Annotated in this window: 20 protein-coding genes; 9 read left to right on the top strand and 11 right to left on the bottom strand. The window is 62.1% G+C overall.

Features of this window, described 5'->3' with window-relative positions; translation table 11 throughout:
• Positions 1 to 6 precede the first annotated feature (6 nt).
• The 4 genes from ATN38_RS26845 to ATN38_RS26830 form a co-directional block, all read right to left on the bottom strand.
• Complete coding sequence (locus ATN38_RS26845; protein WP_003941165.1) at positions 7 to 1,116, bottom strand: DUF917 domain-containing protein; 1,110 nt, start codon at positions 1,114 to 1,116, stop codon at positions 7 to 9.
• Positions 1,113 to 2,693, bottom strand: coding sequence for a hydantoinase/oxoprolinase N-terminal domain-containing protein (locus ATN38_RS26840; RefSeq protein ID WP_218749001.1), 1,581 nt, complete (start codon positions 2,691 to 2,693; stop codon positions 1,113 to 1,115). Before ATN38_RS26840 ends, ATN38_RS26845 begins: the two co-directional genes overlap by 4 nt.
• A gap of 30 nt (positions 2,694 to 2,723) precedes the next feature.
• Positions 2,724 to 4,091, bottom strand: a complete 1,368-nt coding sequence (locus ATN38_RS26835; protein WP_218749000.1) for a cytosine permease — start codon at positions 4,089 to 4,091, stop codon at positions 2,724 to 2,726.
• Positions 4,092 to 4,242: 151 nt separating this feature from the next.
• The gene (locus tag ATN38_RS26830) at positions 4,243 to 4,974 is read right to left on the bottom strand and encodes an SDR family oxidoreductase (protein ID WP_208689926.1); all 732 of its coding nucleotides are present in this window, start codon (positions 4,972 to 4,974) and stop codon (positions 4,243 to 4,245) included.
• Positions 4,975 to 5,218: 244 nt separating this feature from the next.
• Between ATN38_RS26830 and ATN38_RS26825 the strand changes: the two genes are divergently transcribed.
• Positions 5,219 to 5,359: a hypothetical protein gene (locus tag ATN38_RS26825; RefSeq protein ID WP_003941170.1), complete on the top strand. Its 141-nt coding sequence runs from the start codon at positions 5,219 to 5,221 to the stop codon at positions 5,357 to 5,359.
• Here the strand turns inward: ATN38_RS26825 and ATN38_RS26820 are convergent.
• Positions 5,347 to 5,673, bottom strand: a complete 327-nt coding sequence (locus ATN38_RS26820; protein ID WP_039972778.1) for a hypothetical protein — start codon at positions 5,671 to 5,673, stop codon at positions 5,347 to 5,349. The two genes, ATN38_RS26825 and ATN38_RS26820, sit on opposite strands and share 13 nt — an antisense overlap.
• A 39-nt stretch (positions 5,674 to 5,712) precedes the next feature.
• On the opposite strand from ATN38_RS26820, the gene ATN38_RS26815 reads away from it, so the two are divergent.
• The 6 genes from ATN38_RS26815 to ATN38_RS26790 all read left to right on the top strand — a co-directional run bounded on the left by ATN38_RS26815 (position 5,713) and on the right by ATN38_RS26790 (position 15,976).
• Positions 5,713 to 6,117 carry a hypothetical protein gene (locus ATN38_RS26815; RefSeq protein ID WP_064111474.1) on the top strand — a complete coding sequence of 135 codons (405 nt, stop codon included), beginning with the start codon at positions 5,713 to 5,715 and terminating at the stop codon, positions 6,115 to 6,117.
• A gap of 428 nt (positions 6,118 to 6,545) precedes the next feature.
• Positions 6,546 to 8,399, top strand: a complete 1,854-nt coding sequence (locus ATN38_RS26810; protein ID WP_064111476.1) for a BCCT family transporter — start codon at positions 6,546 to 6,548, stop codon at positions 8,397 to 8,399.
• A gap of 122 nt (positions 8,400 to 8,521) precedes the next feature.
• Complete coding sequence (locus ATN38_RS26805) at positions 8,522 to 12,415, top strand: Pls/PosA family non-ribosomal peptide synthetase (protein ID WP_218749229.1); 3,894 nt, start codon at positions 8,522 to 8,524, stop codon at positions 12,413 to 12,415.
• A gap of 11 nt (positions 12,416 to 12,426) precedes the next feature.
• Entirely contained in the window at positions 12,427 to 13,728 is a 1,302-nt protein-coding gene (locus ATN38_RS26800; RefSeq protein WP_050655931.1) for a M1 family metallopeptidase, read from the top strand.
• A 149-nt stretch (positions 13,729 to 13,877) separates the two neighbouring features.
• Entirely contained in the window at positions 13,878 to 14,393 is a 516-nt protein-coding gene (locus tag ATN38_RS26795; RefSeq protein ID WP_218748999.1) for a hypothetical protein, read from the top strand.
• An 11-nt stretch (positions 14,394 to 14,404) separates the two neighbouring features.
• The gene (locus ATN38_RS26790; RefSeq protein WP_050655914.1) at positions 14,405 to 15,976 is read left to right on the top strand and encodes a flotillin family protein; all 1,572 of its coding nucleotides are present in this window, start codon (positions 14,405 to 14,407) and stop codon (positions 15,974 to 15,976) included.
• A gap of 45 nt (positions 15,977 to 16,021) precedes the next feature.
• Here the strand turns inward: ATN38_RS26790 and ATN38_RS26785 are convergent, their stop codons facing one another.
• The gene (locus ATN38_RS26785; RefSeq protein WP_052416998.1) at positions 16,022 to 17,296 is read right to left on the bottom strand and encodes an MFS transporter; all 1,275 of its coding nucleotides are present in this window, start codon (positions 17,294 to 17,296) and stop codon (positions 16,022 to 16,024) included.
• Positions 17,296 to 17,940, bottom strand: coding sequence for a GntR family transcriptional regulator (locus ATN38_RS26780; protein WP_042450507.1), 645 nt, complete (start codon positions 17,938 to 17,940; stop codon positions 17,296 to 17,298). The genes ATN38_RS26785 and ATN38_RS26780 overlap by 1 nt, the downstream gene beginning before the upstream one ends.
• Positions 17,941 to 18,115: 175 nt before the next feature.
• Between ATN38_RS26780 and ATN38_RS26775 the strand changes: the two genes are divergently transcribed.
• Positions 18,116 to 19,237: a GGDEF domain-containing protein gene (locus tag ATN38_RS26775; RefSeq protein ID WP_042450505.1), complete on the top strand. Its 1,122-nt coding sequence runs from the start codon at positions 18,116 to 18,118 to the stop codon at positions 19,235 to 19,237.
• A gap of 14 nt (positions 19,238 to 19,251) precedes the next feature.
• On the opposite strand, the gene ATN38_RS26770 is transcribed toward ATN38_RS26775, so the two are convergent.
• The 4 genes from ATN38_RS26770 to ATN38_RS26755 form a co-directional block, all read right to left on the bottom strand.
• Positions 19,252 to 20,049: an SDR family NAD(P)-dependent oxidoreductase gene (locus ATN38_RS26770; protein WP_075831983.1), complete on the bottom strand. Its 798-nt coding sequence runs from the start codon at positions 20,047 to 20,049 to the stop codon at positions 19,252 to 19,254.
• Between the two features lie 77 nt (positions 20,050 to 20,126).
• Positions 20,127 to 20,825, bottom strand: a complete 699-nt coding sequence (locus ATN38_RS26765) for a class F sortase (protein WP_042922789.1) — start codon at positions 20,823 to 20,825, stop codon at positions 20,127 to 20,129.
• Between the two features lie 129 nt (positions 20,826 to 20,954).
• Positions 20,955 to 22,409 carry a hypothetical protein gene (locus ATN38_RS26760; protein WP_256932182.1) on the bottom strand — a complete coding sequence of 485 codons (1,455 nt, stop codon included), beginning with the start codon at positions 22,407 to 22,409 and terminating at the stop codon, positions 20,955 to 20,957.
• Between the two features lie 625 nt (positions 22,410 to 23,034).
• Entirely contained in the window at positions 23,035 to 23,493 is a 459-nt protein-coding gene (locus ATN38_RS26755) for a carboxymuconolactone decarboxylase family protein (protein ID WP_218748998.1), read from the bottom strand.
• Positions 23,494 to 23,540: 47 nt separating this feature from the next.
• On the opposite strand from ATN38_RS26755, the gene ATN38_RS26750 reads away from it, so the two are divergent.
• Positions 23,541 to 24,935, top strand: coding sequence for a PLP-dependent aminotransferase family protein (locus tag ATN38_RS26750; protein ID WP_218748997.1), 1,395 nt, complete (start codon positions 23,541 to 23,543; stop codon positions 24,933 to 24,935).
• Positions 24,936 to 25,234: the final 299 nt, after the last annotated feature.

Here is a 25,234-nt window from a genome sequence, read left to right as displayed (position 1 = left end):
GGCTCGCTATTCTGCCAGTACAGGTTGCTCGAGTGTCTCCACCGGCAGGAACGGGCGATCGAGTCCGAAACTTGCCGGACCGAACACCGCCAGTGCCTCCGGGGTTCTCATGATGGGTGGGGTCGCGATCCCGATGACCGCAACGCGCTGCCCGTACCGCAAGCCCTCGGTGGTGATGGGTTCGGCGGTATCGGCCTCGACGATGCAGATAAGGTCTGGCACGATCGCCACCATCACTCCGGATTGCACGGCGATCAGATTCTCGTTCTGGAACTGAACTTCCAGCTCTTCGTCTCCGACGCCGGCGATCCGCACCGAACCCCGAGCGAACCCCTCATCGGTTCGCCGGTCGACATCGATAACCTTGCCGTGAAAGAGAACTCGCCCGTATCCGTAGAGCGTGTCGGCGAGACCGTCCACCAGCGCCTGAACCGGGTCCACCCGCTGCTCACGTGAAAGTCTGATGGACCGGCCGATGGTCATGGCCAACGACAGAGTCCGTGGGATCGCCGTCCGCTTCACATCTGCACCCGTCATCGAGTACTGCGCGATGTGCGCCATCCCACCGAACCTCGACGTCACCCCGCGGGCGAGGCCCTCCAATCTGCTGTTGTCACTTCCGGTGTCGAAGATCGCCACCTCGTCGTGCTCGTTCGCCATGGCGAGCGGACTCGCCGAAATCCCGTACACCGAGAAGGTTTCCATCTCGAGCTGAGGAAAGGCTCGTCCCATCCCGTCGGCGTCGACAACCGGCAGGCCGCGCCGTGCGGCCACCAGCAACGGAATCATCGAATTGATTCCGCCGCACTCCATCGGCATCGTGGCATCTGCAGTTCGACCCGTGTGCTTCTCCAACGTGATCAGCGCCAGCTCGGGTTCGGTTCCGCGCGGCATCTTTTCGACCACGACGGTCGGGGCACCCATCTGCGCGACGGGAATCACCCACGCGTCGTCGTCAAGCTCCTCCGGATCGAGAATTGTGATTTCACCGGCCTCACCGAGCGCCTGCGTGACCAACATCTTACCGACGAACGGATCTCCCCCGCCGCCGGTGCCCAACAAGGCTGCGCCCCTGGCGAGGTCGTCGAGGTCCGCCGTTCGTAGTGTCCAACTCATCGTGAGCCCTCCTGACCGGTGGAGACCAAACCACTGTGCAGTGCCAAGTCACCGACTGCCTTCACTCGAATACGCGTTGCGTTGCCCGGCAGATACGGAATCGGGACCTCGTCGAACTCCACGATCTGCACCGACTCGGGCCGTGCGCCTGCGGCGACTGCCCGATCGATCGCCTCCTGGCGAGCATCGTCGGCAAAAACCTGCCGGTGCCCGTCCCGCACCGCTTCGACTCGATCTACCTCACCACTGACCTGCGCGATCGCAGCGCCGATCGCATTGGCAACATCGAAGCGCTCAGGACGAATCACCGTTCCCAGGCCCGGGAGTTCACGCTCCAGCAGTACCGATCCCCCGCCAACCGCCACAACGGGAAGTGGATCCGACGTGGTCCGCATCTGTTCCACGGCGTCGGCGACTCGGCGCGAGATCCGGTCGAGTGCCGTCGACACCAGGCCGCGGTCGAGGTGCGCCACCGCACTGCGATCTCCGACGTCGACCAAGCCTGCCGCGACGGCTATGTCGGTGGCCGTCAACGTGTCACCGCCGAATACGATTGCCCGTGAACCCAATTCGTATCCCACAGATTCGGGTCCGACTGTGAGTCCGTCTGCATCCACCACCGAACCACCACCGATACCGATCGAGAAGACGTCCGGCATACGGAAATTGGTCCGTACCCCCGCGACCGTCACCTCCGTGGTGGCTTCTCTGGGGAAACCGTTGGTCAATACGCCCACGTCGGTAGTGGTGCCCCCGATGTCGATCACCGCACAGCTGGCCAGACCGGACAGAACAGCGGCACCTCGCATGGAGTTGGTCGGCCCCGAAGCGAAAGTCGCCACCGGATAACGCCTCGCGTACTCGATGTCCATCAAGGTTCCGTCGTTCTGGCTCAGGTACAGCGGCGCGACAATGCCGTGCTCGACCAAAGATCGGGCAAGACCGTCGACGATGTGATCGGCGAGCTCGCGCAGCGCAGCATTGATGATGGTCGCGTTCTCCCGCTGGAGTAGACCCACTCGACCGATCTCGTGCGAGAGCGAAATTGCGACGTCCGGGCCGAGTTCCTCACGCACGATCTCCGCGGCGGCCGCTTCGCATTCGAGATTGACCGGAGAGAACACCGAAGATATTGCGACCGAACGAGTACCGCTGCGAGCCATATCGGCGGCATGGCGGCGAATCTCGTCGGGGTCCAGCGACGAAATACGACGACCGTCGAACTCGTGCCCACCGTGAGCGAGGTAGCGCCTTCCTTGCACAGCGGAGACCAGGTCTCGCGGCCACCCCACCATCGGCGGAAGCGCCGCGGTCGCCGGAAGCCCCAATCGCAGAGCCGCTGTCGGTGCAAGTCCGCGTTGCTCGATGAGAGCGTTGAGAAAGTGCGTCGTGCCGATCATCACTGCTTGAACAGCGCTGGGAGAGAACGAGTACTGCTGCTGCAGCGCCGTCAGAGCTCCGCCGATTCCGCCGGTGATGTCCTTGCTGGTCGAGTGTTTGACATGCCCGATGACGGTGGTCCCGTCCATCAGGACCGCATCGGTGTTCGTACCACCGACGTCGATTCCGATTCGCATCGCGAACTCCCTTCTACAGTGTGTGCCGTGCTAGTGCGTGAGCGCAGATTTTCCCGAAGTCTCTTGCGGCGCTTCGGTTGCGGTGCGTCCGACTCCGCGAATCAGGCCGAGTCGACCCGCGACGACGTAGAGAACGAAGGCCGAGGCCACCGCGTTGATCGACGGCAGGCCGAAGGTGCTGTAATGACCGATCAGCGCCGAGACGATCCAGATCACCAGCGTGGCCGGTACCCAAGTGGGTGCCGAGTTCGGGAGGGTACCCGCAGCTCGACTCTCCTCCAGATCCTTGCGCCATGTCTTGACGATGAAGTATTCCGCCACCATGATCCCGGCGATCGGCGGGAATCCGACGCCCAACAGGATCAGGAAGTCGGTGAACGAGTTGAGGATTCCGGCAGCCGCGAGGACCGAACCGGTGATGCCGACAACTGCTGTGACAACTGCGCGATTGATCCGTCGACCGAACACGACGTCGATGAAGTTCACGACGCCGAGCCCCGAGCTGTACAGGTTCCAGTCGTTGATCTTGAAGGTGCCGAGAACGATGATCAGAACGCCGACCCAACCGACCGACGAGAGAATGATCGTGGCGATGTCGGAACTGCGAACGGCATGGGCAAGAAGAACACCGGTCAGCCCGATCACGTATTCGCCCAACGTTATTCCGACGAGCGTCTGCTTCACGACATCGCCTGCCGTGCGGTTGAAGCGCGTCATGTCAGGTGTGATCACTGCTCCGGCAATGAAACCGCCTGCGACGATGGTAGTTCCGGCGAGGAAGCTGAGCTCCGGCCCGGCCGGCGCAGATGTCATCAGATCTGACAGCGAGTGATTACGCAGTTCGGCGATGACGGCCCAACCGACCAGGATCAGGAACAGCGGAACGGTGATGTTGGCGATCAGTTGCATGGATCCGAACCCGCGAAGGACTATCGCGGTGATCAGGAGACCGAAGGCCAAAGCCCACGCCCACTGCGGCAGAAACGGCATGATTCCGTGCAAACCTGATGCAGAGACAGCAGATTGAATGCCGAACCAACCGATCAGGCTGACCCCGATCACTAAACCGATCACCGCGGAACCTGAGTGCCCGAATCCACACCAGCGTGCGACCACCGATGTGTTGAGCCCTTCACGAACCCCGATGATGCCGATGAAAATACAGACGACCTCGAGAATCACCGCCCCGACTGTCAATGCCCAGAAGGCATTCCAGAACGTCATACCGTAGCCGAGCGTGGCACCGAGCAAGAACTGTGCGAGTGCCGACACCTGACCGAATCGCTGTACTGCCACCGAGAACCACGAATACCGTGCTTCGTCGGGAACGCGGGTGAGCGCGTAGTCGTCACCGTCGGACACTTCACCGCCGGCGGCGGTCGCTGACGTGTTTTTCATGACGGACTCCTCGAATAGTTGGGAAGTGTTCTCGGAGAAGACGGTACGAATGTGGCAGGGGTCACGCCTATGGGCGAATTGGCGTTTCTTCGTGTTACGACAATGCATTTCGCACAGTCGTCATTTCACACAGTCGCCAAATGGCACGGGTCTAACGCAACGCGTACCCGCCGTCGGGGTACAGCGTGGAACCCGTTGTGTACGTGTTGGTGAAGAGATAGAACACCGCTTGTGCAATCTCGCCTTCGTTCCCGACGCGGCCGAGCACGTTGTTCTCGGCACTCCAGGTGAACGCGGCCTCCCGAACCTCCGCCGGGCGCTGAGCCCACAGATGCCCGTCGATGGTTCCGGGAGCGACAGTGTTGACGCGGATCGGCGACAGTTCGACCGCCAGCCCCCGCCCGAGCCCCTCGATTGCCGCGTTGGCTGCAACGTATGCCGCGGCAGCTGCGGGTGGCCGCACACTGGCAGCGCCGGACATGAGGACCACCGATGCGGTGGGTGTCAGCTTGTCGAGCGCAGCGTGCACGACGCGGTACTGCCCCCAGAACTTGGAGGTGAACGGCGACGCCGCTTCCTCGACGCTCTGTTCACGGAACGAGCCGACCTGGTAATCGGCAGCCGTGGTGAAGAGAGCATCGACGCTGGGGATGTTGGTGAAGAACTCTTTCACCGAGTCGTCGTCGGAGGTGTCGACGGTGAACCAGTGCGCAGCCTCACCCAGCTGCGCGGCCGCTGCTTCGAGCTTGGATGCGGTTCGGCCACCGAGAACTACCTGCGCGCCGGCGTCGACGGCAAGCTGCGCCACTCGCAGCCCGATGCCTGTTCCGCCGCCGATCAGGACGACGGTCTTGCCTGAGAGAGGAGAAGGTGTCGTTGTCATGCAGCGACTGTAGGGCTCACCGAATTGTCCCGACATGTGCAGAATGCACAGATTTCACTACGGCACAGTGCCAAGTATCGAGACTTAGCTGTTAGAGGACACCGCCCCCGGGGATCTCGCTTGACGACGTTTGCTGCGTCGAAACTGCCTTCACATGTACTCCTCCTTCGAGTTCGCTTGTAACAAAACAACTCCCACGACCGAAAATGTCGGTGAACCACAACAGCGAAGGGAAGTAACGACTATGGGATCAGCAGACGTCATGGCCTGGCTCGCCGAGGGTTACCTCGCCGGCGATCCGATTCGCTATCCGCTCTACGTCGGATCGATGTTCCTCGCGATGCCGTTCCAACTGATCGGCGTAATTCTGGGTCACCCCTTCTGAATCGTCACATCAGGCCAGGGCGGACGACGTAGAACGGCCAGAGTTGCGATCACTGCGGCCGCCAACCCGATGAACTCCCCCATCAAAGCCGCCCTGGTGTGATCGACGGCCGGTGACCACGACGGCTCACCCTCGTGGATCGAGAACACTCCCACTGGCACCGGTATCGGGTCGCGGCGCCACCGCCGGTGTAGACGCGAAACCGTGATGATCGTCGATCCGTCGCTGGTCTGGTGCGGTTCTCCGAAGATCGTCGAGGTCCCTGATTCCCCTCGAAATCGCTCCACCGCATCACGAATCTCCATGATCTCCATCGTCGCATCGAAACCGCAGCACTGTGCGAGTATCGATCGATGGCCGAGTGGTGGAATCCGAGCAGGCGCGTCGAGCGATGGTGGCAGACGATCGTGCTGGCCTGGCTTCTCGTTTTCTTCGGCCCAAGCACCATCGACAAGGTCATCACAGAACCCACAGCTTGGAATTGGACATTCCTCGCAATCTGGCTTTTCGCGACGGTCGGGTCTGCGTACTACGCAGGCCAAGCCTGGCGAAACAGGAACAAACCTCAGTCGGTGTGGTGGGAAGGGACGACTGCCCCCACCGAAATACCCGCCGACGACGTCCGTAGCGCACTCGCGTCGACTGACGACCGTATTCCGGCAATCAAGGCACTACGCGAACTGCATCCGGGCTTGGGTCTGAAGGATGCGATGGATCTGATCGACGCTCAGCGGGGCGAACAGGGCCCGCAACACTGATAGTTGCGACCATCACAATCACAGTTAGGTATCGACACCTGACCGCCACGATCGGGCAAGCACACCAGGAGTTAACCACCTGACCGACAGGCTGTTTCGCCGAGTTTGACAAATGTGGTCAATCGGTGAGCGTCGACTCGACCGATTCAACTCACCGTACCAATCGAATTCGCCGTTCAGCATTCCACTCATGGCCCAATGCCACTATTACCCAACGATTTACAACCGGAACTACGGTATCCAGTGAGAACTTTCGCGACAGTGCAGCATCTTTCGTCCAGTTGAGTTGACCGAAACTTGACGTTACGTTGAATTTCAAAGCAATAGCCCGGTCTTGACCTGCGATGGTGTGAGCGCAACGCCCACCTACGCGTGACACGTGGCTGCCCGTATGGGCGCTGTGAATGCCTGAACGTTCGAGGAGTGGAATGACTGCGGTCAAAACTGCGTGGCGTGAACTACGGAAACCCGTGTTCATCCCCGCGTCGATAGTGATCTTTGCCCTGATCGCCTTTGCCGTGATCTATGCGGGAACCGCTGCGGATGCTTTCGAAACTCTCAACAACGTGATCAGCGACGGCGTCGGCTGGTGGTACATCCTCTCGGCTACCGGTTTCGTGATCTTTGCGCTGTACTGCGGAATCAGCCGCATCGGCAACATCCGATTGGGGCGCGACGACGAGCAACCCGAGTTCGGCATGCTCTCGTGGTTCGCGATGCTCTTCAGCGCCGGGATGGGCATCGGCCTCGTGTTCTACGGAGTGGCAGAACCCCTTTCGCACTATGTGAACCCTCCCGTCGCCGGGCAGATCGCGGGATCCACGGACGCCGCAGCCAATCAAGCGATGGAACTTACGCTGTTCCACTGGGGCCTTCATGCATGGGCGATCTACGTCGTCGTCGGCCTTGGTCTGGCGTACATGACCTACCGCAAGGGTCGTCCGCTCTCGATCCGTTGGTTGCTCGAGCCGCTCCTCGGACGGGCTCGCATCGAAGGAAAGATCGGCCACGCCATCGACGTCGTCGCCATCGTCGGCACGCTGTTCGGTGTCGCGACGTCGCTGGGCTTCGGTGTCCAGCAGATCTCGGCCGGCCTCGACTACCTCGGCTGGGTGGAGACCGACAACTGGTTGGTCATCACCATCATCGTCATCGTGACGGGCATGGCCACCTTCTCGGTCGTCTCCGGCGTCACCAAGGGCCTCAAGTGGCTCTCCAACATCAACATGATGCTCGCTGCCGCGCTGGCACTGTTCGTCCTGATTCTGGGACCGACGCTGTTCCTCATGCAGTCGTGGGTGCAGAACCTCGGCGGATACGTCCAGGCCTTGCCCGAACTGATGCTGCGCACGTCCCCGTTCGCCGAAGACGGCTGGCAGGGCGCATGGACCATCTTCTACTGGGGTTGGTGGATGAGCTGGGCACCGTTCGTCGGCATGTTCATCGCGCGCATCTCACGCGGCCGCACCATCCGCGAATTCGTCTTCGGTGTACTGCTGGCCCCGACGCTGGTTGGTTCGTTGTGGTTCACGATCTTCGGTAACTCCGGCATTCTGCGTCAGCGCAACGAGGGCACGATGCTCGACGCATCCGGCTCAGTGGACACCAACACGTCATTGTTCACGCTTCTCGACGGACTTCCGCTCGGAACGATTTCGAGTGTTCTCGCGATCGTCGTGATCGTCTTCTTCTTCGTCACGTCCGCGGATTCCGGCTCGATCGTCATCGACATCCTTGCGACCGGTGGCAGCTTGGAGACCTCCAAGATCACGCGTGTCTACTGGACGTTCCTCTCCGGTGCCGCGGCCGCAGTTCTCCTCATCGTGGGTGGCAGTGGATCGCTCACGGCGCTGCAAACCGTTGCCATCGCCACGGCGGTACCGTTCTCGGTCATCATGGTGCTGGCATGTCTGTCGATGCTGAAGGCGTTCCGATACGAGGTCGCTTCGGCACCGCGCTACCTGCGGGTTTCTACAAATACCTCGACATCAACCGACGTTCCGCAACCCACCGAAAAGCGGCTCCGCGATCTGAAGATCTCGTCGACCTTCGCCGGGCTCACCCCGTCACAAAGCGGGATCATGACGGATCCCTCCGACGCCCACATGCTCGTCGCGGTCCACGAAGTCCCCGCCCATGCGGTCAACATCGACCCGGATACCGGCGCCGTCGACTTCTCCGAGGAATCGAAGGTCGTCGATCCACTGGGCGGAGAGGTGTTCGACACACCCGAGTTCGCCGACTCGGCAGAAGGCCACGCGCAAGCTGCCAGTACGGACTGACCGGCACGTTCGGCATGTTGCATTAGGCATATCTGTTCACCAACTCGCAAACTTGTCATGAGACTTTCAACTCGACAGTTCGCAGGACTCTAAGTTTCGTGAGTAGAACAGGACCAACGGGTTTGCCACTCCAGTCGCAGTCGGAGACGGAACAATCTTTCGGGATTCCGTCCGTATTCCTACGGTCGGCGCATGCACCTGCGCCGCGCACGCTCATCGACATCGTGCGGGCCTCAGCCGAGGCCAACCCGGAAGCACCTGCCATCGACGACGGCGACACCACACTGTCGTACTCGGAGTTGCTCGACGAGATCGCGCTCGGTGCGCGCTGGCTCGGTGATGCCGGCGTCGGCGCAGGTGACCGCGTCGGAATCAGGATGCCGTCAGGTTCGCGTTCGCTGTACGTGGCGATCCTGTCGATCCTCGCGGCGGGCGCCGCCTACGTTCCCGTCGACGCCGACGATCCGGAAGAGCGCGCCGAGTTGGTGTTCGGCGAGGCGCAGGTAGCGGCGATCATCACCGGCGACGGAATCCAGCCGGGGACGGCGCCGAAGCGGCTCGAACATCCACCGGTTCGCGAACCCGAACCCGAGGACGACGCCTGGATCATCTTCACCTCAGGATCCACCGGCACCCCCAAAGGCGTCGCGGTCACTCACCTCAATGCCGCGGCGTTCGTCGACGCCGAGGCGCGCATGTTCCTCCAGGACGAGCCCATCGGGCCTGGTGACCGCGTCCTCGCGGGGCTGTCCGTGGCATTCGACGCGTCCTGCGAGGAGATGTGGCTCGCGTGGCGTCACGGCGCCTGCCTCGTCCCGGCGCCTCGTTCACTGGTTCGCAGCGGCATGGACCTCGGCCCGTGGCTGGTCTCGCGTGACGTCAGCATCGTCTCCACTGTGCCGACGCTTGCGTCTCTGTGGCCGGCCGAGGCCCTCGAAGCCGTTCGACTCCTGATCTTCGGCGGCGAAGCCTGCCCACCCGAACTGGCCGAACGCCTGGCCGTCGAGGGCCGCGAGGTCTGGAACACTTACGGCCCCACCGAGGCAACCGTCGTCGCCTGCGGCGCACTGATGGACGGCAAGAGCCCCGTCAGCATCGGCCTCCCCCTCGACGGCTGGGACCTTGCCGTCGTCGACGCCCAGAGCAATCCCGTCGCGGTCGGTGAGGTGGGCGAGCTGGTGATCGGCGGCGTCGGCCTCGCCCGTTACCTCGACCCCGCGAAGGACGCCGAGAAGTACGCGTCGATGCCCTCGCTCGGGTGGGAACGCGCCTACCGAAGCGGCGACCTGGTCCGGCTCGAAACCACCGGCCTGATGTTCCAGGGCCGCGCAGACGATCAGGTCAAGCTCGGCGGCAGGCGCATCGAACTCGGTGAGGTCGACAACGCCTTGCAGAACCTGCCGGGTGTGAGCGGCGCTGCCGCAGCCGTGAAGAAGACGGCAGCCGGCAACCAGCTCCTCGTCGGATACATCGCCAGCACGGATCCCGACTTCGATCTCAAGGCCGCTCATGCACTGCTCAGCGAGCAGCTACCAGCAGCCCTCGTGCCGCGTCTGGCGTTGATGGACGAACTTCCGACGCGTACGTCAGGCAAGGTCGACCGCAATGCGCTGCCGTGGCCGTTGCCCGGCGCCGGTGAAGATGCCGGGGCCGCGTTGGGCCTCGACGGCACCGCTGCCTGGGTTGCCGGCCTGTGGGGATCGATCCTGGGAGCCCAGATCACCGGACTCGACGACGACTTCTTCGAAGTGGGCGGCGGATCCCTCTCTGCTGCTCAGTTGGTGACCGCCCTGCGCGAGCGGTTCCCAGAAGTGACCGTCGCACAACTCTACGACCATCCGCGGTTGGGATCGCTCGCCGAATATCTCGACGAATTGGCACCTACCGAAACTGTGGAGCCGCGCATCGTCGCTCCGACACCCTTGAAGACTCAGCTCGCGCAGATCGCCGTCACCGTTCCACTCACGACGCTCACCGGACTGCAGTGGGTGACGTGGCTGGCGATCGCGAACAACGTCCTCGGCTGGTTCGTCGACGTCCGCTGGGCGCCCACGGTCTCGTGGTGGTGGATCCTGTTGGCGTTCATCGTGTTCATCACGCCGATCGGCCGTATGACCATCGCCGTCGTCGGGGCGCGCCTGCTCCTACGCAAGTTGGAGCCAGGAACGTACCCGCGAGGTGGTAGTGAACACCTGCGTCTGTGGATAGCGCTGCGACTCACCGAAGCCAGTGGCGCAGCCAACCTTTCGGGCGCACCGTGGATGCTCTACTACGCCCGCGCCCTCGGCGCCGACATCGGCAGCGGCGTCGATCTCCACACCCTTCCTCCCATCACCGGCATGCTCGAACTCGGTGACGGCTGCTCCGTCGAACCCGAAGTCGACCTCTCGGGCCACTGGATCGACGGCGACGTCATCCACATCGGTGAGATCAAGATCGGCGACGGCGCCTCCGTCGGTTCACGCTCGACGCTTCTGCCCGGCGCGCGTATCGGTCGCGACGCCGTCGTCGAACCCGGATCTGCGGTGTTCGGCCGAGTGAAGGCAAACCAGCAGTGGGCCGGCTCCCCCGCCACCAAGGTCGGGAAAGCGAATCATCCTTGGCCTGCCGAACATCCGAAGCGTGCACCCGGCTGGGTGCCGGTATACGGTGTCACCTCGGTCTTCCTGGCCGGTATGCCGATCTTCGCGCTGATGGCCGGGATCGCATTGATCGGTTGGTGGATTCGCGACACCGACACGCTCGCGAGCGCAGTGCTCCAATCGCTGATCATGCTTCCCGTCGCGACCATCCTGAGTTTGCTCGTCTTCGCAGTCATCACCCTTGTGGCCGTTCGTCTTCTCTCGATCGGGCTGACCCCCGGTTACCACCCTGTCCGCAGCCGCATCGGCTGGCAGGTGTGGGCGACCGAACGCCTGCTCGACTCGGCCAGAACCTTCCTCTTCCCGCTCTACGCGAGCCTGCTGACACCGGGATGGCTCCGCCTTCTCGGCGCCAAGATCGGCAAGAACGTCGAAGCCTCCACCGTGCTCCTCCTTCCCAAGTTCACGACGGTCGCCGACGGCGCATTCCTCGCCGACGACACCATGGTTGCGAGCTACGGCCTCGGCGGCGGCTGGATGCACATCGAACAGGCGAAGATCGGCAAGCGCGCGTTCCTCGGCAACTCCGGTATGACCGCCCCCGGTCGACGCGTCCCCAAGAACGGTCTGGTGGCGGTTCTGTCGGCTACCCCGTCCAAGGCCAAGTCCGGATCATCGTGGCTGGGTAGTCCACCGGTACGTCTGAGAAGGGCTGCCGGAGACACCGACGCCGCCCGCACGTTCAATCCGCCCATGCGCCTCAAGATCGCCCGCGGAGTGGTCGAAACCTGCCGACTGATCCCCGTGATGGTCACGTTCGGCATCGGTCTCGGTGTTCTGTTTGCACTCGAAGCACTGGTCGGCGCCGTCGGATTCTGGTTCGCGGCTCTGCTGAGCGGCGTAATTCTGCTCGTCGCCGGAGCAGTGGCGGGCGCGATTACCATCGCCGCCAAGTGGATCGTCGTCGGACGCATCGCCAAGGTCGAGCATCCGCTGTGGAGTTCGTTCGTCTGGCGAAACGAGGTAGCCGACGCCTTCGTCGAGACCGTCGCGGCGCCGTGGTTCGCTCGCGCGGCGACTGGTACGGCCGTACTGAACATCTTCTTGCGTGGACTCGGGGCCAAGATCGGTAAGGGCGTTTGGTGTGAGTCGTACTGGCTACCCGAGGCAGATCTTGTGACTTTGGGCGACGGAGCGACAGTGGAACGGGGGTGCGTCGTGCAAACTCATCTCTTCCATGATCGGATCATGTCCATGGACACCGTCACTTTGGGAGCAGGAGCAACGCTGGGACCGCACTGTGTCGCGCTACCCGCAGCCGGCATCGGCGCGGGAGCGACGGTAGGGCCTGCATCTCTGGTGATGCGAGGTGACACCGTTCCGCCCTCCACCCGCTGGCAGGGCAACCCGATTGCACCGTGGGTGGCGTCGTGAAGCCGAACCGAATGCTCGAGGAGCCGATCGATCCGTACCTGCCGCTCAACGGCAACCGCGGGTACCGCGTGTCCCGGTACGAACTGGAACTGACCTACAAGGTCTTCAGCAACCGTCTCGCCGGCAAAGCTGTCATCACCGCTGTCACCACCGAGAGCCGATCCAAGTTCAGCTTCGACCTCGCACAGAACCTGCAGGTGTCCAAGGTGTCCGTCAACGGTGCCCGCGGCACCAAGTACGCGCACTTGAACAACAAGCTGATCCTCACGCCGTCTACCAAGATCCCCGCGGGCGGTGCCCTGTCGGTCACCATCGCGTACAGCGGCAACCCCGAGCCGATCAAGAGCCTGTGGGGCGAAGTCGGCTGGGAGGAACTCGACGAAGGAACTTTGGTCGCAAGTCAGCCCAACGGCGCGGCGTCCTGGTTCCCGTGCGACGACCATCCGATTTCCAAAGCGTCGTACCGCATCTCGATCACCACCGATTCCCCGTTCTATGCCCTCGCCAACGGCAAGCTGATCCGCAAGCAGACCCGTGCGAGTCAGACGACGTGGGTCTACGAGCAGACCGAACCGATGGCAACCTACCTGGCAACCATTCAGATCGGTCAGTACGAGCACCGACAAGTGAGCGCCGGGCCGGTACCGGTCTTCGCCGTTCACCCACCTCGGCTGCGAGCAGCGTTCGACGTCGACTTCGGGCGCCAACCCCAGATGTTGGAGGTCTTCGGAAAGCTGTTCGGACCGTATCCCTTTGCCGACTACACCGCTGTGGTCACCGACGACGAACTCGAAATCCCCATCGAAGCGCAGGGACTCTCGATCTTCGGAGCCAACCATTGCACGGGCAGGCGCGGTTCCGAACGTCTTGTCGCACACGAGCTTGCCCATCAATGGTTCGGCAACAGCCTCACTCTCGGGCAGTGGTGCGACATCTGGCTGCACGAAGGCTTTGCCTGTTACGCGGAGTGGATCTGGTCCGAGAATTCCGGTGGCCCGTCCTCGAACCAACTCGCGACAAACGCCTATCAAGGGCTCGGGCGTAAATCTCAGGACTTGATCGTCGCCAATCCCGGGCCTGCCCTGATGTTCGACGATCGAATCTACAAGCGGGGCGCATTGACTCTGCACGCCCTGCGCGGCGTTCTCGGAGACGAGAAGTTCTTCGAACTGATCCGTCAGTGGACCACGAAGCATCGGCACAGCACGGTCAGTACCGAGCAATTCACCGATCTCGCTTCACGTTTCACCGACACTCCATTGCGCCCACTGTGGGATGCATGGCTGAATCAGCGCTCCCTGCCTCGTCTCTGACGCTCTCTCACCGCGATATCACCACGCCGAAACATTCCGAATGCGCCGATTATCTTTGTCTTACCTTTACTATAGAGGTGGGCCGAGGGACGACCCCGACAACACAATTCTCAGGGCACGCTTCCTCGACAGGTAGATCGGGGGGATCGATGTTCGTTGTATTCACAATATGTTTCGTGATCGGGGTCGTGGCCCTGATCGGAGCCTTTGCCGTCGGCGAGGTTGCAGATCTGGGCGGCAGCCACGCAGACGGGCTGCCATTTCTGAGCCTGACAACCTTGGCCACAGCACTTTTCGGCTTCGGCGCCGGCGGTGTAGCTGCCACTCTCGCGGACGCTCCGACATTGGTAGCGGCGATTGCAGCACTCGCACTCGCCGCCGTTCTCGTTGTCGTCACGCGCGGCCTACTTCTCCCCTACCTCCTTGAGCAACAAGATAATTCGCACATCGGACGAGCTTCGTACTCCGGGCTATTGGGCACGGTCACCCTCACCATTGCAGCCGAAGGTTGGGGAGAAGTCTCGTTCGTCGACGCCGAAGGCAATCGCGTGCAGGCCAAGGCCGTCAGTGCACAGCCGATGGCGCTCACCACCGGCACCACCGTCTACATCGCCGATGTAGACGATCAATACCTTCACGTCGTCACGGTTGACGACGCGATCTAAGGACTCGATACATGCTGCCAATCATCATCATTGCGGTTGTAGTCGCAGTAATCATCTTCATCGTTCTCCCCGCGATCTACGTGAAGAACTACGTCAAGGTCCCGCCGAACGAAGTGGCGGTCTTCACCGGACGAGGCAAGCCGAAAGTCGTCCGCGGCGGAGCCCGGTTCAAGATTCCGGGAATCGAACGCGTCGACATCATGTCGCTCGAGCCGTTCAACGTCAGCATCAATCTCAAGAATGCGCTCTCCAACGACGGTGTTCCGGTCAACGTCGAGGCAGTCGGCCTGGTACGAATCGGTTCCGCCGACGAAGCGGTTCAGACAGCGGTGCAACGATTCCTGACCTCCGACCTGGACGAACTCCAACAGCAGATCAACGAAATCCTCGCCGGCAGCCTGCGCGGAATCACCGCGACCATGACGGTCGAGGATCTGAACTCCAACCGCGATTCGCTCGCGCGCAGCGTGGTCGAGGAGGCAGGCGGCGACCTCGCACGCATCGGCATGGAAGTCGATGTCATCAAGATCGCGGGAATCTCCGACTTCAACGGCTACCTCGAATCGCTCGGTCAGCGCCGCATCGCCGAGGTCAAACGTGATGCCGCGATCGGAACTGCTGAAGCAGAGCGTGATTCGCAGATCCAGTCGGCAAAGGCGCGACAGGCAGGCTCCGTCGCACAGGCCGAGGCCGACACTGCGATCGCGAGTGCAAATCAGAAGCGCGACGTCGAACTCGCTCGCCTTCGAGCACAGACCGAAGCCGAGAACGCCGAAGCCGACCAGGCCGGACCACTCGCGCAGGCAACGGCCGAGAAGGCCGTCGGAATCGCACGTGAGCAGGCCGAGGCGGCCCGCGTCGAAGCTCGCACCGAGGTCGAGCGTCGTCGCGCCCAGCAATCGGAAGCGGCATTGCAGGCAGATGTCATTGCACCGGCCGAGGCCGAACGCCAAGCCTCCATCGCACGCGCAGAGGGTGAGCGACAGGCCGCGATCCTCCGCGCCCAGGCACAGGCCGAGTCAGCAAGGCAGGCCGGCGGGGCTCAGGCCGATGCACGAAAGCTCGTCGCCGACGCTGTTCGCTCCGAGCAGCAGGCTGATGCCGACGGCCTTCGAGCACGTCTGGAAGCCGAAGCTGACGGCCGCAAGGTAGCGGCCGACGCCGTTCGCGCCGAACAGCAAGCCGAAGCGGATGGTTTGCGCGCCAAGCTCGAAGCCGAGGCTGCCGGTAAGCGTCAGATCGCCGAGGCGCTCAATTCCTACACCCCGCAGGCCGCGCAGTTGCTCACTCTGCCTGACGTTCTGGCAGCACTGGTCGACGCCACCGCAGCAGCAGCGAAGCCGGTCGGCGACATCGATCGGATCTCCATCGTCGGCGGAAGCGACGGGGCGCAGGGTTCGATCGGCTCGATCCTGGGCATCAGTCCCCAGGTGATTGCCGGTGTCATCGAAACTCTCGAAAGCTCAGGCGTCGATATCACCGGTTTGCTCAACGGCCTGAACAAGACCGCATCGGTTCCGGCTGGTTCGGTACACAATTCGGTCCACAATTCGGAAAACGGTTCCGCAACCGTAGACGCGTGATTTCGCCCCGGTCCGCCGACTCTCGCAGGAGTCGGCGGGCCGGCTTCACGCGCTCGGAAGATGTGAACGCGACTTGAAGAGAATCAGAATCAAGCAGGCAGCGGCGGCGGCTGATCCGAACAGCAGAGTCACCGTGTAGCTCAGTGCCGGAATGCTTTCCGACAGCATCGCCAGCAACGCAGGCACCGCGAACCCGATGTAGGTGATCGAGTAGAACACCGCGGTCAATCCTGCCAGATCGTCCGGCCCCGCGATTCGCTGGATCTCCAGCAACCCGGACACCAGTGCCATGCCGTACCCGCAACCGAGGATCGCTGCAGCCACGATCGCGATCGCCACGGTCAGCGTCGACGCAACCAGAGCAGCACCGGCCATACCGACCACCAGAAACACCAGAGCCACAACGGCGCCACGAGCACTGCGGTCGGTGTCGATCTTGCGCCCCAACGACTGAATCGCGAATCCGCATGTCAGCGCGACCATGCACAGCAGAGCCGAAAAGGCCACGGGCGCATCGCCACTGTGCCCGGTCATGAGCGCCGGAATAACTGCATACGCGACACTGGCGGCACCGAACACCCACGGCGCCAACGGAACGACGACGTAGAGGAATCTGCGGTGACCTGCCGAGGGGATCTTGAGGTCGTCGATCAACCTGCGACGGTCGGATTTCGCCTGTGCCGGTCGTGTTTCGGGCGCACGCCACAGCGCCATGGCGGCGAGGACGGTGATCGCGATGTGCAACACGTACGCCAACACACTCGGCATGGGCGCCCACTGCGCCAAGATTCCCGCAGCACCCGCTCCCAAGGCGAAGCCCGCGGTCAGACTCATCGCTGCTCGCCGAGCACCTGCGCCTTCCGACGCCGTCGGGTCCCAAGGTTGCGTGGACAACTCCTTGACCCAGGAGCCGCCGACGGCCATACCGATCCCCAAGGCGATGCCACAGAGGATTCTTCCCAGGATGAGAGCAGCGGCGGAGTCCGCCCCGAAAGCGAGCAGCGTCGAACCGGCGATCGCGATGATCGGCGCGGGGAGCATGATCGGGCGTCGACCCAATCGATCGGACAGCGGGCCGCCGAGCAGCAGGGCCGGCACAATTCCGACGACGTAGGCGAAGAGGAAGAAATCGACCATCACCGGCGAATAGCCGTGGTCGAGTCGGTACATCACCAGCAGTGGGGTGAATTCGTTTCCGCCCCAGGCAGCGGCGAACATACTGGCGGCAACGGTCAGCCACAGCCACTTTCCGCCGGAGATGCGTTCACCCTCGAGACGAGTTTCGGCCGCGGTCCCAGCGCCGATCGTTTGGGTGCTCATCACAGAGTTCCTTCGAAGCCGAGGCCGTGGACCTGGCGCATGTGTGTGAGGGCGGCAGTGTTGTATCCGTCGGCATCGCCTGTGTCGACGAGGTCGGTAAGCGCGGTGTGATCGGCAAGGATGCGCGAGAGTTGGCCGGGGTCGCGTGAGATCGACCGGGCTGTCATCCGTCGTTGCCTGTCGCGCAGACTCGCGTAGAACGAGTCGAGCAAAGGGTTCCCACCGGCGGCAACGATCATCTTGTGGAAGTCGGCATCGATTGCGCTGAACGCGGCCACGTCCCCGCGATCAGCAATCTCACGTTGCTCGATCAGATTCGCGCGCAACGCTGCGACAAGCGCTTCCCGTGCGTGCGGTCGGACCGACACCACTCGAACGCTCTGAGTCTCGACGAGCTGTCTGGCACTGACTACGTGTTCCGCTTCCCCATCCGCGACCGGGACGATCAGCGCCCCCTTCTTCGGATAGAGGCGCATCCAACCTTCCGACTCGAGACGCAGAAACGCCTCACGCACCGGCGTTCGGCTCACATTGGTCCGTGCAGCGATGTCACCCTCACTGATCAACTCCCCGCCGGCGAGCTCGCCGGAAAGGATCAGCTCCTTGACTTCGCGGAAGACGGTTTCGGAAGCGGAATACAACATAGACACAAGATGTATTTATACTCCACGCTGGCGCAACGCAGACATCCGGGTCGCCGATCCGAACATCTCGGTCCGATGCGGCATCGATCCAGTTAGCATTGCAAGGTGCCAGACAGAAGAGGAATCAGTTCGCGATGAATGGCGCACGCTCCAGCCTTCGAGGACTGATGCACTCATGACATCGCAGATGAAGTCGATGAGGACGCTGACCCGCGAGTGGTTGATTCTTCCCGATCAATACGACCGCTTCACTCGCTATCTCCGCGACAACGGTCTCACGACCGCCACCCGGCTATTACTTGGCATCATTGTCATCGGACTGGGAGTGTGCGCACTACTGAACAGATTCAGCCCTGCCGGTCCGACAAGCACGATTGCGCTGTTCTTCAATACTGTTGTCGTGATCTCGTGCTTCGTAGTCGGAGTCTCATGGTGGGTCTTCGGCCCCACAAAGCGTCGCTCGTTCGGTTTCGTGGTCTTCTGCGACATCGCGGTCACGATCTCCGTCGTTGGAGATTCCTCCCAGCTCGCACGATTGCTCACCTGTGTCATTTTTGCTCTGGTCGGCATCTACATCGCCTACTTCCACAACCCGAAGTTGCAGATCGCGCACATAGCTTTCTCGCTTCTTGTGATCGCGGTGGCTGCGCAGCCAATTCTGTTCGGGCCGGATCGCGATCCAGCCCTTGGTGTTTCGAAAGTACTGGTCGTCATCACCGCGTTGGTGGTCTGCGCATTCATCTCGCAGATCGTGCTGACGATGCTCAGCATGGATGCTTCCAGTTCCGACCTCGATCCTCTCACCGGCCTCTTGAACCGTCGTGGCCTCGACCGCCACGTCGAGAAGGTACTCGAGGGGTTCCAGCGTCAAGAATCTGCGGCACTACTCGTGATCGCGATCGACATCGACCGGTTCAAGACGATCAACGACGTGCACGGCCACGACGTCGGCGATCGCATCATTCTCCGGGTATCGCAGCGGTTATCCGCCTGGGCACACGCCGATGCTGTCGTCGCGCGGGTCGGCGGCGACGAATTCATCCTCGTTCAAAGACTTTCCGTGCCAGCCATCGGACCGATGCTCAACTCGATCGGACCGGCAATGCACTCGAATACCGACGAGATACCGTCGACTTCGAGCATCGGAATCGCCGTGCGTACCCACAAATTCGTCGCCGGAGAAGACCGCGCAGCTGCGTTCACGGACATGCAGAAAGTCGCCGATTCGGCGATGTACGAAAGCAAGAGACTCGGCGGCGGACGCGTTCACACGATCGTCACCACCGCCGGCAGGTAGCAGTACGCACAATTTCAGTAGTAGACCGGCCCCGGCACTCCTCCACCCGCTGCCACCGCGTCACCGGTGATCGCGATGCTTCGCGGCGATGCCAGGAAGGTCACGACATCAGCCACCTCTTCGGCGTCGATGATCCGGTGTATCGAATTCGTCGCGATACCCCGCTCCACCTCCGCCTGCGAGCGGCCGGATTCTTCCGACTCGCGCGCAATCCGCGCGGTCAACCTCTCGGTCCGCGTCACGCCCGGATGGACGACGGTGACGTTGATTCCCTTGGGGCCCAGCTCGTCTGCAAGATTCTTGGTCAGCGCAGACACACTGACGTTGCGGATCGTGTGGGCGATCGAGGTTGCCTGTCTGGCACCCAAACCGCTGATGTTGATGATCCGACCCCAACCCTGATCGATCAGATACGGCGCCACAGCGCGCGCAGTTCGCAGGTACCCCAGCACTTTCACTTCGACTTCGTCTCGCACGACGTCGTCGGTGGTCGCCTCGAAATCCGTCGGCTTTCCGGCGCTGAACGGCGTCGCTGCCGAATTGACCAGAATGTCGACACCGCCGAACTCCATTACCACTTGCCGCACCGACGCCTGAACCGCGTCGTCGTCTCGCGTATCCGTCACGACTCCGATCGCACGAATTCCGAACTCCGAAACCAAATCTCGTGCAACGCTTACGACGGTTCGCTCAGTGCGCGCGAGTATCGCGATGTCGACCCCTTCAGCGGCCAGACCTCTGGCGATTGCCAGACCGATCCCCTTGCTACCACCGGCAACGATCGCACGCTTTCCAGACAAGTGAAGATCCATACCTGCGACACTATCCAACAGGCGGTCCCCGATCTCTACGAAGAGGGATCGGGGACCGTCGGAATCATTCCTGTGTCTCAGACCATCAGATCCGCGTACAGGTAGACGTTGTCGGCGTAGTTGCCCACACCGTCCTCGAATTGCAGTTCGCCGCCGCAGGTTACGACTGCCAACTTACGAGGGCCCTCCGGGCCGGCCAGCACGCTTTCTTCCACACCATCGGCCTTCGGGCGCGTCGTCACCGCAGTCACCTTCCACGACGTGCTCTTACCCGTCGCGTCGGATGTACGGATCACTTCACCCGGCTCGATCGTGCCCAGGTCGAACAGCGCGCCGTTACCCTGGCCGGTCAGATTGACGTGTCCGGCAATCAAGGTCGTGCCGGTGGCGGAATCGAGAGATGCACCGTCGAGCCAGATTCCGACGTTCTTGACGTTCTCCGGCGGAGTGAGAACTCCTTCCGGCACGGTGGCGTCCACGATAGGCGCCTGAACACCGACCGGGTCGAGCGAAAGGGTGTTGGGAGTCATCAACGCATCCGTAGGCGTTGCCGGATTCACGGAGTGCGACATGACAACTCCCGGACTCGGCGGGATCGCAGCATCGTCATCGGAGGATCGCAGGCCGACGAAGGCCATGGAAGCACCGGCGACCAACACCGCGATGAGAGCCAGAATGAACGCGACACGACGCCCTTTGCCTGGACTCGCGGGCTGATCGTGGTTGGGATCGTCGTATGGATTGGATGGATTGGGATCCGACTCGTACATGGTCATCGAACTGTCTCCTGCGGGATGAGGCGCCCCCGGCACCTCGTGCGAATTGACGCCCCCTGCGTCTGATCAATGTCGGCACCGATCACACGAATCGTGATCGGTGCCGACGTCTACTACACGTGCCTGGTGTCAGGATCGCTTGCGGCGGAGAGCAACTGCTCCGGCAGCAGCCATTCCGACAAGCCCGAGGCCCGTCACTGCGACGGCGACGTTGCGGCCTGAATTCTGTTCAGCAGCACCACCGTCGATGGCAACCGGGCGGGGGCCAGTGGCCGGCTTCGGAGCCGACGGCGCCGGAGTTGCGGGAGTTGCAACCGGCTGCGACGGAACAGGTGCACCCGGAACTACAGGCACGACCGGCACAATCGGCACGATGGGCACGATCGGAACAATCGGCACGATCGGAACGACCGGGGTTGCAGGCGTCGTGGTGGCCGGTGTGGTCGTTGCCGGTGTCGTTGTTGCCGGCGTGCTCGTTGCCGGTGTCGTCGTGGGTGCTGCTGCATATCCGACGCTGGCAGATGCATTCATCGAAGCCGGCCGAACGGTGTCGAACGACGCGAAGATCTGGCACTGTGCGCCTGCCGTGTTCCAGTGCAGGTTCTCGACCGAATCCGGAATGACGCTTGCAGTCACCGAGTAGTCCCCGCCGGCCGCAGCGGTGAGGCAAAGATCAACAGCAGTCGGTGCGTCGCCGCGGCCGTCGACCGTCAGTTGATTTGCAGTCAACGTCGCCGTGGCGTTGTCACCACAGACGGTCAGTTCGGTGCCCGCCGAGGACTGAACAGTGATCGGCTTCCGGTACATATTCGTATTCAGGGTGAAAACGGCAGTCTCGCCGGCCTTCAGAGTCCCCGTCGCGGGTGTCTTGCGAACGAGGTCGAGCGTCTGCGTGACGTTCATGATCTCGACGATGCGAGCTCGCTCGTCGTCGCCGATGTTCCTGTCGCACAGGCTTTTGAAATCGGCCATCAGCGGATTGTCGTAGTCCGAGACACACCACACAAGCGTCTGCCGCGCCGAACGTGCATCCTCGCTGCTATTTCCCGAAACGACACCGTCGAGTTTGGCGGGATTCTGCAGCAACCAACTGATGACAGCGAGATCGTCGGCTGACAGATCGGGATTGCCCGAAGACGGCACCGTCGCACCCATCTCGTCGTTGTGCTTGTCAACCGGCAAACCGTTCTCGTCGACACCGGCACACGGATCGAGATCGAAGTCCGTGCAGTACATCCATTCCGACTTCGCAATTCCGTCGACGTCGCGGACACCGCAGACCGGAGCATCCACCGCGGCCGAGGTACCCCGATCGGTGGTGCCGTACATCGGCACGATGTTGCCGTCGTTGTAGTGATCCAGCCGAATGCCGGAGATGTCGAGCATCTGCTCCGAGGGCGTGTACTCGGTGCCCTCACACAACCCGGCGGTGAACGCCGGAGCGGCCGCGGTTCGCACCGGCATCGGCGCGGACACAGCTGGCGAAGCAAAAGCAACGCTACTACCGGCGACCGTTACGGCAATAGCTGCAGTTAGCGAGAGCCGGAGAACAAGCGGCCTACGCCGTGAACCAGACACAGTCATCAAAGCTTCCCTTTCAAGACATTTCGGTAGCGGGACGGTTGCCTGGATTCCCAATACCACGCCACCCAGCGCTCACTTCCGAGAGGATCAGCCGATCACTTTTGGCAATCAGCCAGTTACTGAATGGCAATGTAGTGCATGTTTCAAGAAAGATCACCCAATCGTCGAGCACCCAGGGCGCAGCTTGGACATTCGGATGACGAGTTAGCCATGAAGATGACTGAACCTTTGTCCAACCGCACAACAATCGCGATCCCCCCCAAATCTGCTCATCCAACCGCGACGTTCCCGACATTTCGCCAACGCTAGCCAGTCGGTAACTTGGACATTCTGGGGAAACTCACAGGAAGGGGCGTTTTCAGCTCGCGCGCAAAAGAAGGGGCCCGCTATGCGGACCCCTTCGCCGGAAACTTCCGACCGAGACTGCTTTGTCGGGATTCGGGCAACTTGTAGATGCCCCAGAACAATCTCCACTCACATTATGTGATTTGCCTCACATTCAAAGAATCTGTTGGTTTTGTTCACACCTTGAACCAATCTTTTGGTCCTCTTTGCGTCGATTATCCAGATCTCCGACGGCGGAACCCTGCCCTGCCCTGCCGGAGAGCGGAGCACGAGCCTCGGATCAGTCTCGGACCGGAGGCGCCTTCCTCGTGGTAACCGCAATGCGATTCCACGCATTGATCGTCAAAATGACGCTGATGAGCTGAGCCAGTTCCACGTCCGAGAATTCGCCGGCAGCCTCGCTGTACACCTCGTCCGAAACGAAACCGTCGGTGAGGACTGTCACGGCCTCGGTCAAGGCGAGCGCGGCTCGTTCACGATCGGAGTACATCCCTCGCGCTTCTTCCCACGCGTTCAGTAGGTAGAGCTTCTGCTCCGTGACGCCGACCTTTCGGGCGTCGCGAGTGTGCATGTCCAGGCACCATGCGCAATGATTCAGCTGCGACGCACGCGTGAGGACCAGCTCGACGAGCGTCGGCTCCAGCCCCTTGCGTGCAGCGGCATCCAACGCAATCATCGCCTTGTAGACCTCGGGCGCCAGCTTTGCGATATCCAGTCTTTGTCCTGTTGCTGTAGTCATAACTCAAACGGTAATCCCGGAAAGACCCGGAAACATGGTTCAATCCGGTGGTGAATTCGTGGGCCAATCTTGGGTTCGATCTACATATCGAGCTGCCACAGGGAATCGGGGTTCGCGCTGCACTGCTTCAGACCCTTCGCGACGCGATCGACAGTGGACTGTTGAAGCCCGGCACCAGACTCCCACCTTCCCGCACCCTCGCGCTCGACCTCGGAGTTGCCCGAAACACCGTTGCGGACTGCTATGCCGAGCTCGCCGCAGCTGGGTGGCTTGTCACACGGCCTGGTTCCGGGACCCTGGTCGCCACGCTCGCCAGCACACACACCCGCGAGGTCGAGCCATCACCGACTCGACGACGCTGGACCTACAGCCTTCTCCCTGGATCGCCCGACGCGTCGGCGTTTCCCCGCACTGCATGGATTTCGTCCGCCAGACGTGCTTTGACCACCGCGCCGACCGACGCGTTCGCGACTACTGATCCCAGGGGCCGAGTCGAACTCCGAAACGCCCTCACCACATACCTGAGCCGCACCAGAGGCGTTCGCGTCGATCCGAGCTGCATTGTGATCAGTGCCAGCTCGGGTCACGGGATTTCCCTCCTTGCCCGCGCACTCGGAGGAACGATTGCGGTCGACGCTTTCTGCCTTCACCTGCACCGGCAGTTGCTCGCCGACGAAGGGCTGCTGACAGTTCCCATATCGGTTGACCAATCAGGCACTTGCACAGACGAATTGGCGTCTACTTCTGCTGAGAGTGTTCTGCTGACGCCGACCCATCAGTTCCCTCTCGGCGGTCCCCTCACACCGGCGAGGCGCGCGACCGCTCTCGAATGGGCCACGACTACGGGTGGCGTCATCATCGAGGACGACTACGACGGCGAATTCCGTTACGACAGAAAACCTGTCGGTGCACTCCAAGGAATCGCACCGCAGCACGTTGCGTACCTGGGCACTGTCAGCAAGACACTGTCGCCGGCCATTCGCATCGGATGGATGGTGTTGCCGGACAGGCTGATCGAACCTGTCCTCGCAACAAAGGGACCCTACGAACGCTGGGTAAGTTCAACGGATCAATTGACCTTGGCGGACTTCATCGAATCCGGAAGATTCGACAGCCATATTCGAAAGATGCGCACCTCGTACCGACGACGACGCGATCAACTGGTCGCGACACTTGCGCAGCAAGTACCCCAGGTCAGGGTCGAGGGGATCTCCGCGGGACTTCACGCTGTGATCCGTCTGCCCTCCGGCACCGAACAATCTGTTCTTGCAGCGGCCCGGGCGCGCGATCTCGGGCTCGAAGGGCTTTCGGTCTTCCGACATCCCGACGTGTCGTCAGTCGGCGGTGACGGCATCGTCGTCGGCTACAGCACGCCGATGCAGTCGCAGTACTCGAGGACGCTGGACGTGCTCTGCGAGGTGCTGCAGGCAGCTCTGCCATAACGCCTGCCGGCTTTGCCCAGCCGCTCACCTGCCCTGCCCTGCCCTGCCCTGCCCTGCCCTGATGGTGTGAACGTACCGTTCCCCTCGCCTAAGAGGGTGAGAGTGTCGTTCACTCGGTCCCGGACGGGGTGGTGAGTCGGCGGCGTGCCCGCCCTTGATGGTGTGAACGGTGCGTTGGGTCGATCTGAGGCGACGACAGTGCCGTTCGCTCGAAGTCGGGGGGTGCCGGCGACGGGATGTTTCGGGGTGTTTTGGGTACGAGAAAGCCCCCCAACCAGTACTGGTTGGGGGGCTTCTCT

Source organism: Rhodococcus sp. FH8, from assembly GCF_019266085.1.
Classification (GTDB): domain Bacteria; phylum Actinomycetota; class Actinomycetes; order Mycobacteriales; family Mycobacteriaceae; genus Rhodococcus_F; species Rhodococcus_F qingshengii.
Note: the sequence above shows the minus strand (reverse complement) of the source record. Positions and strands in the feature narration are given on the sequence as shown.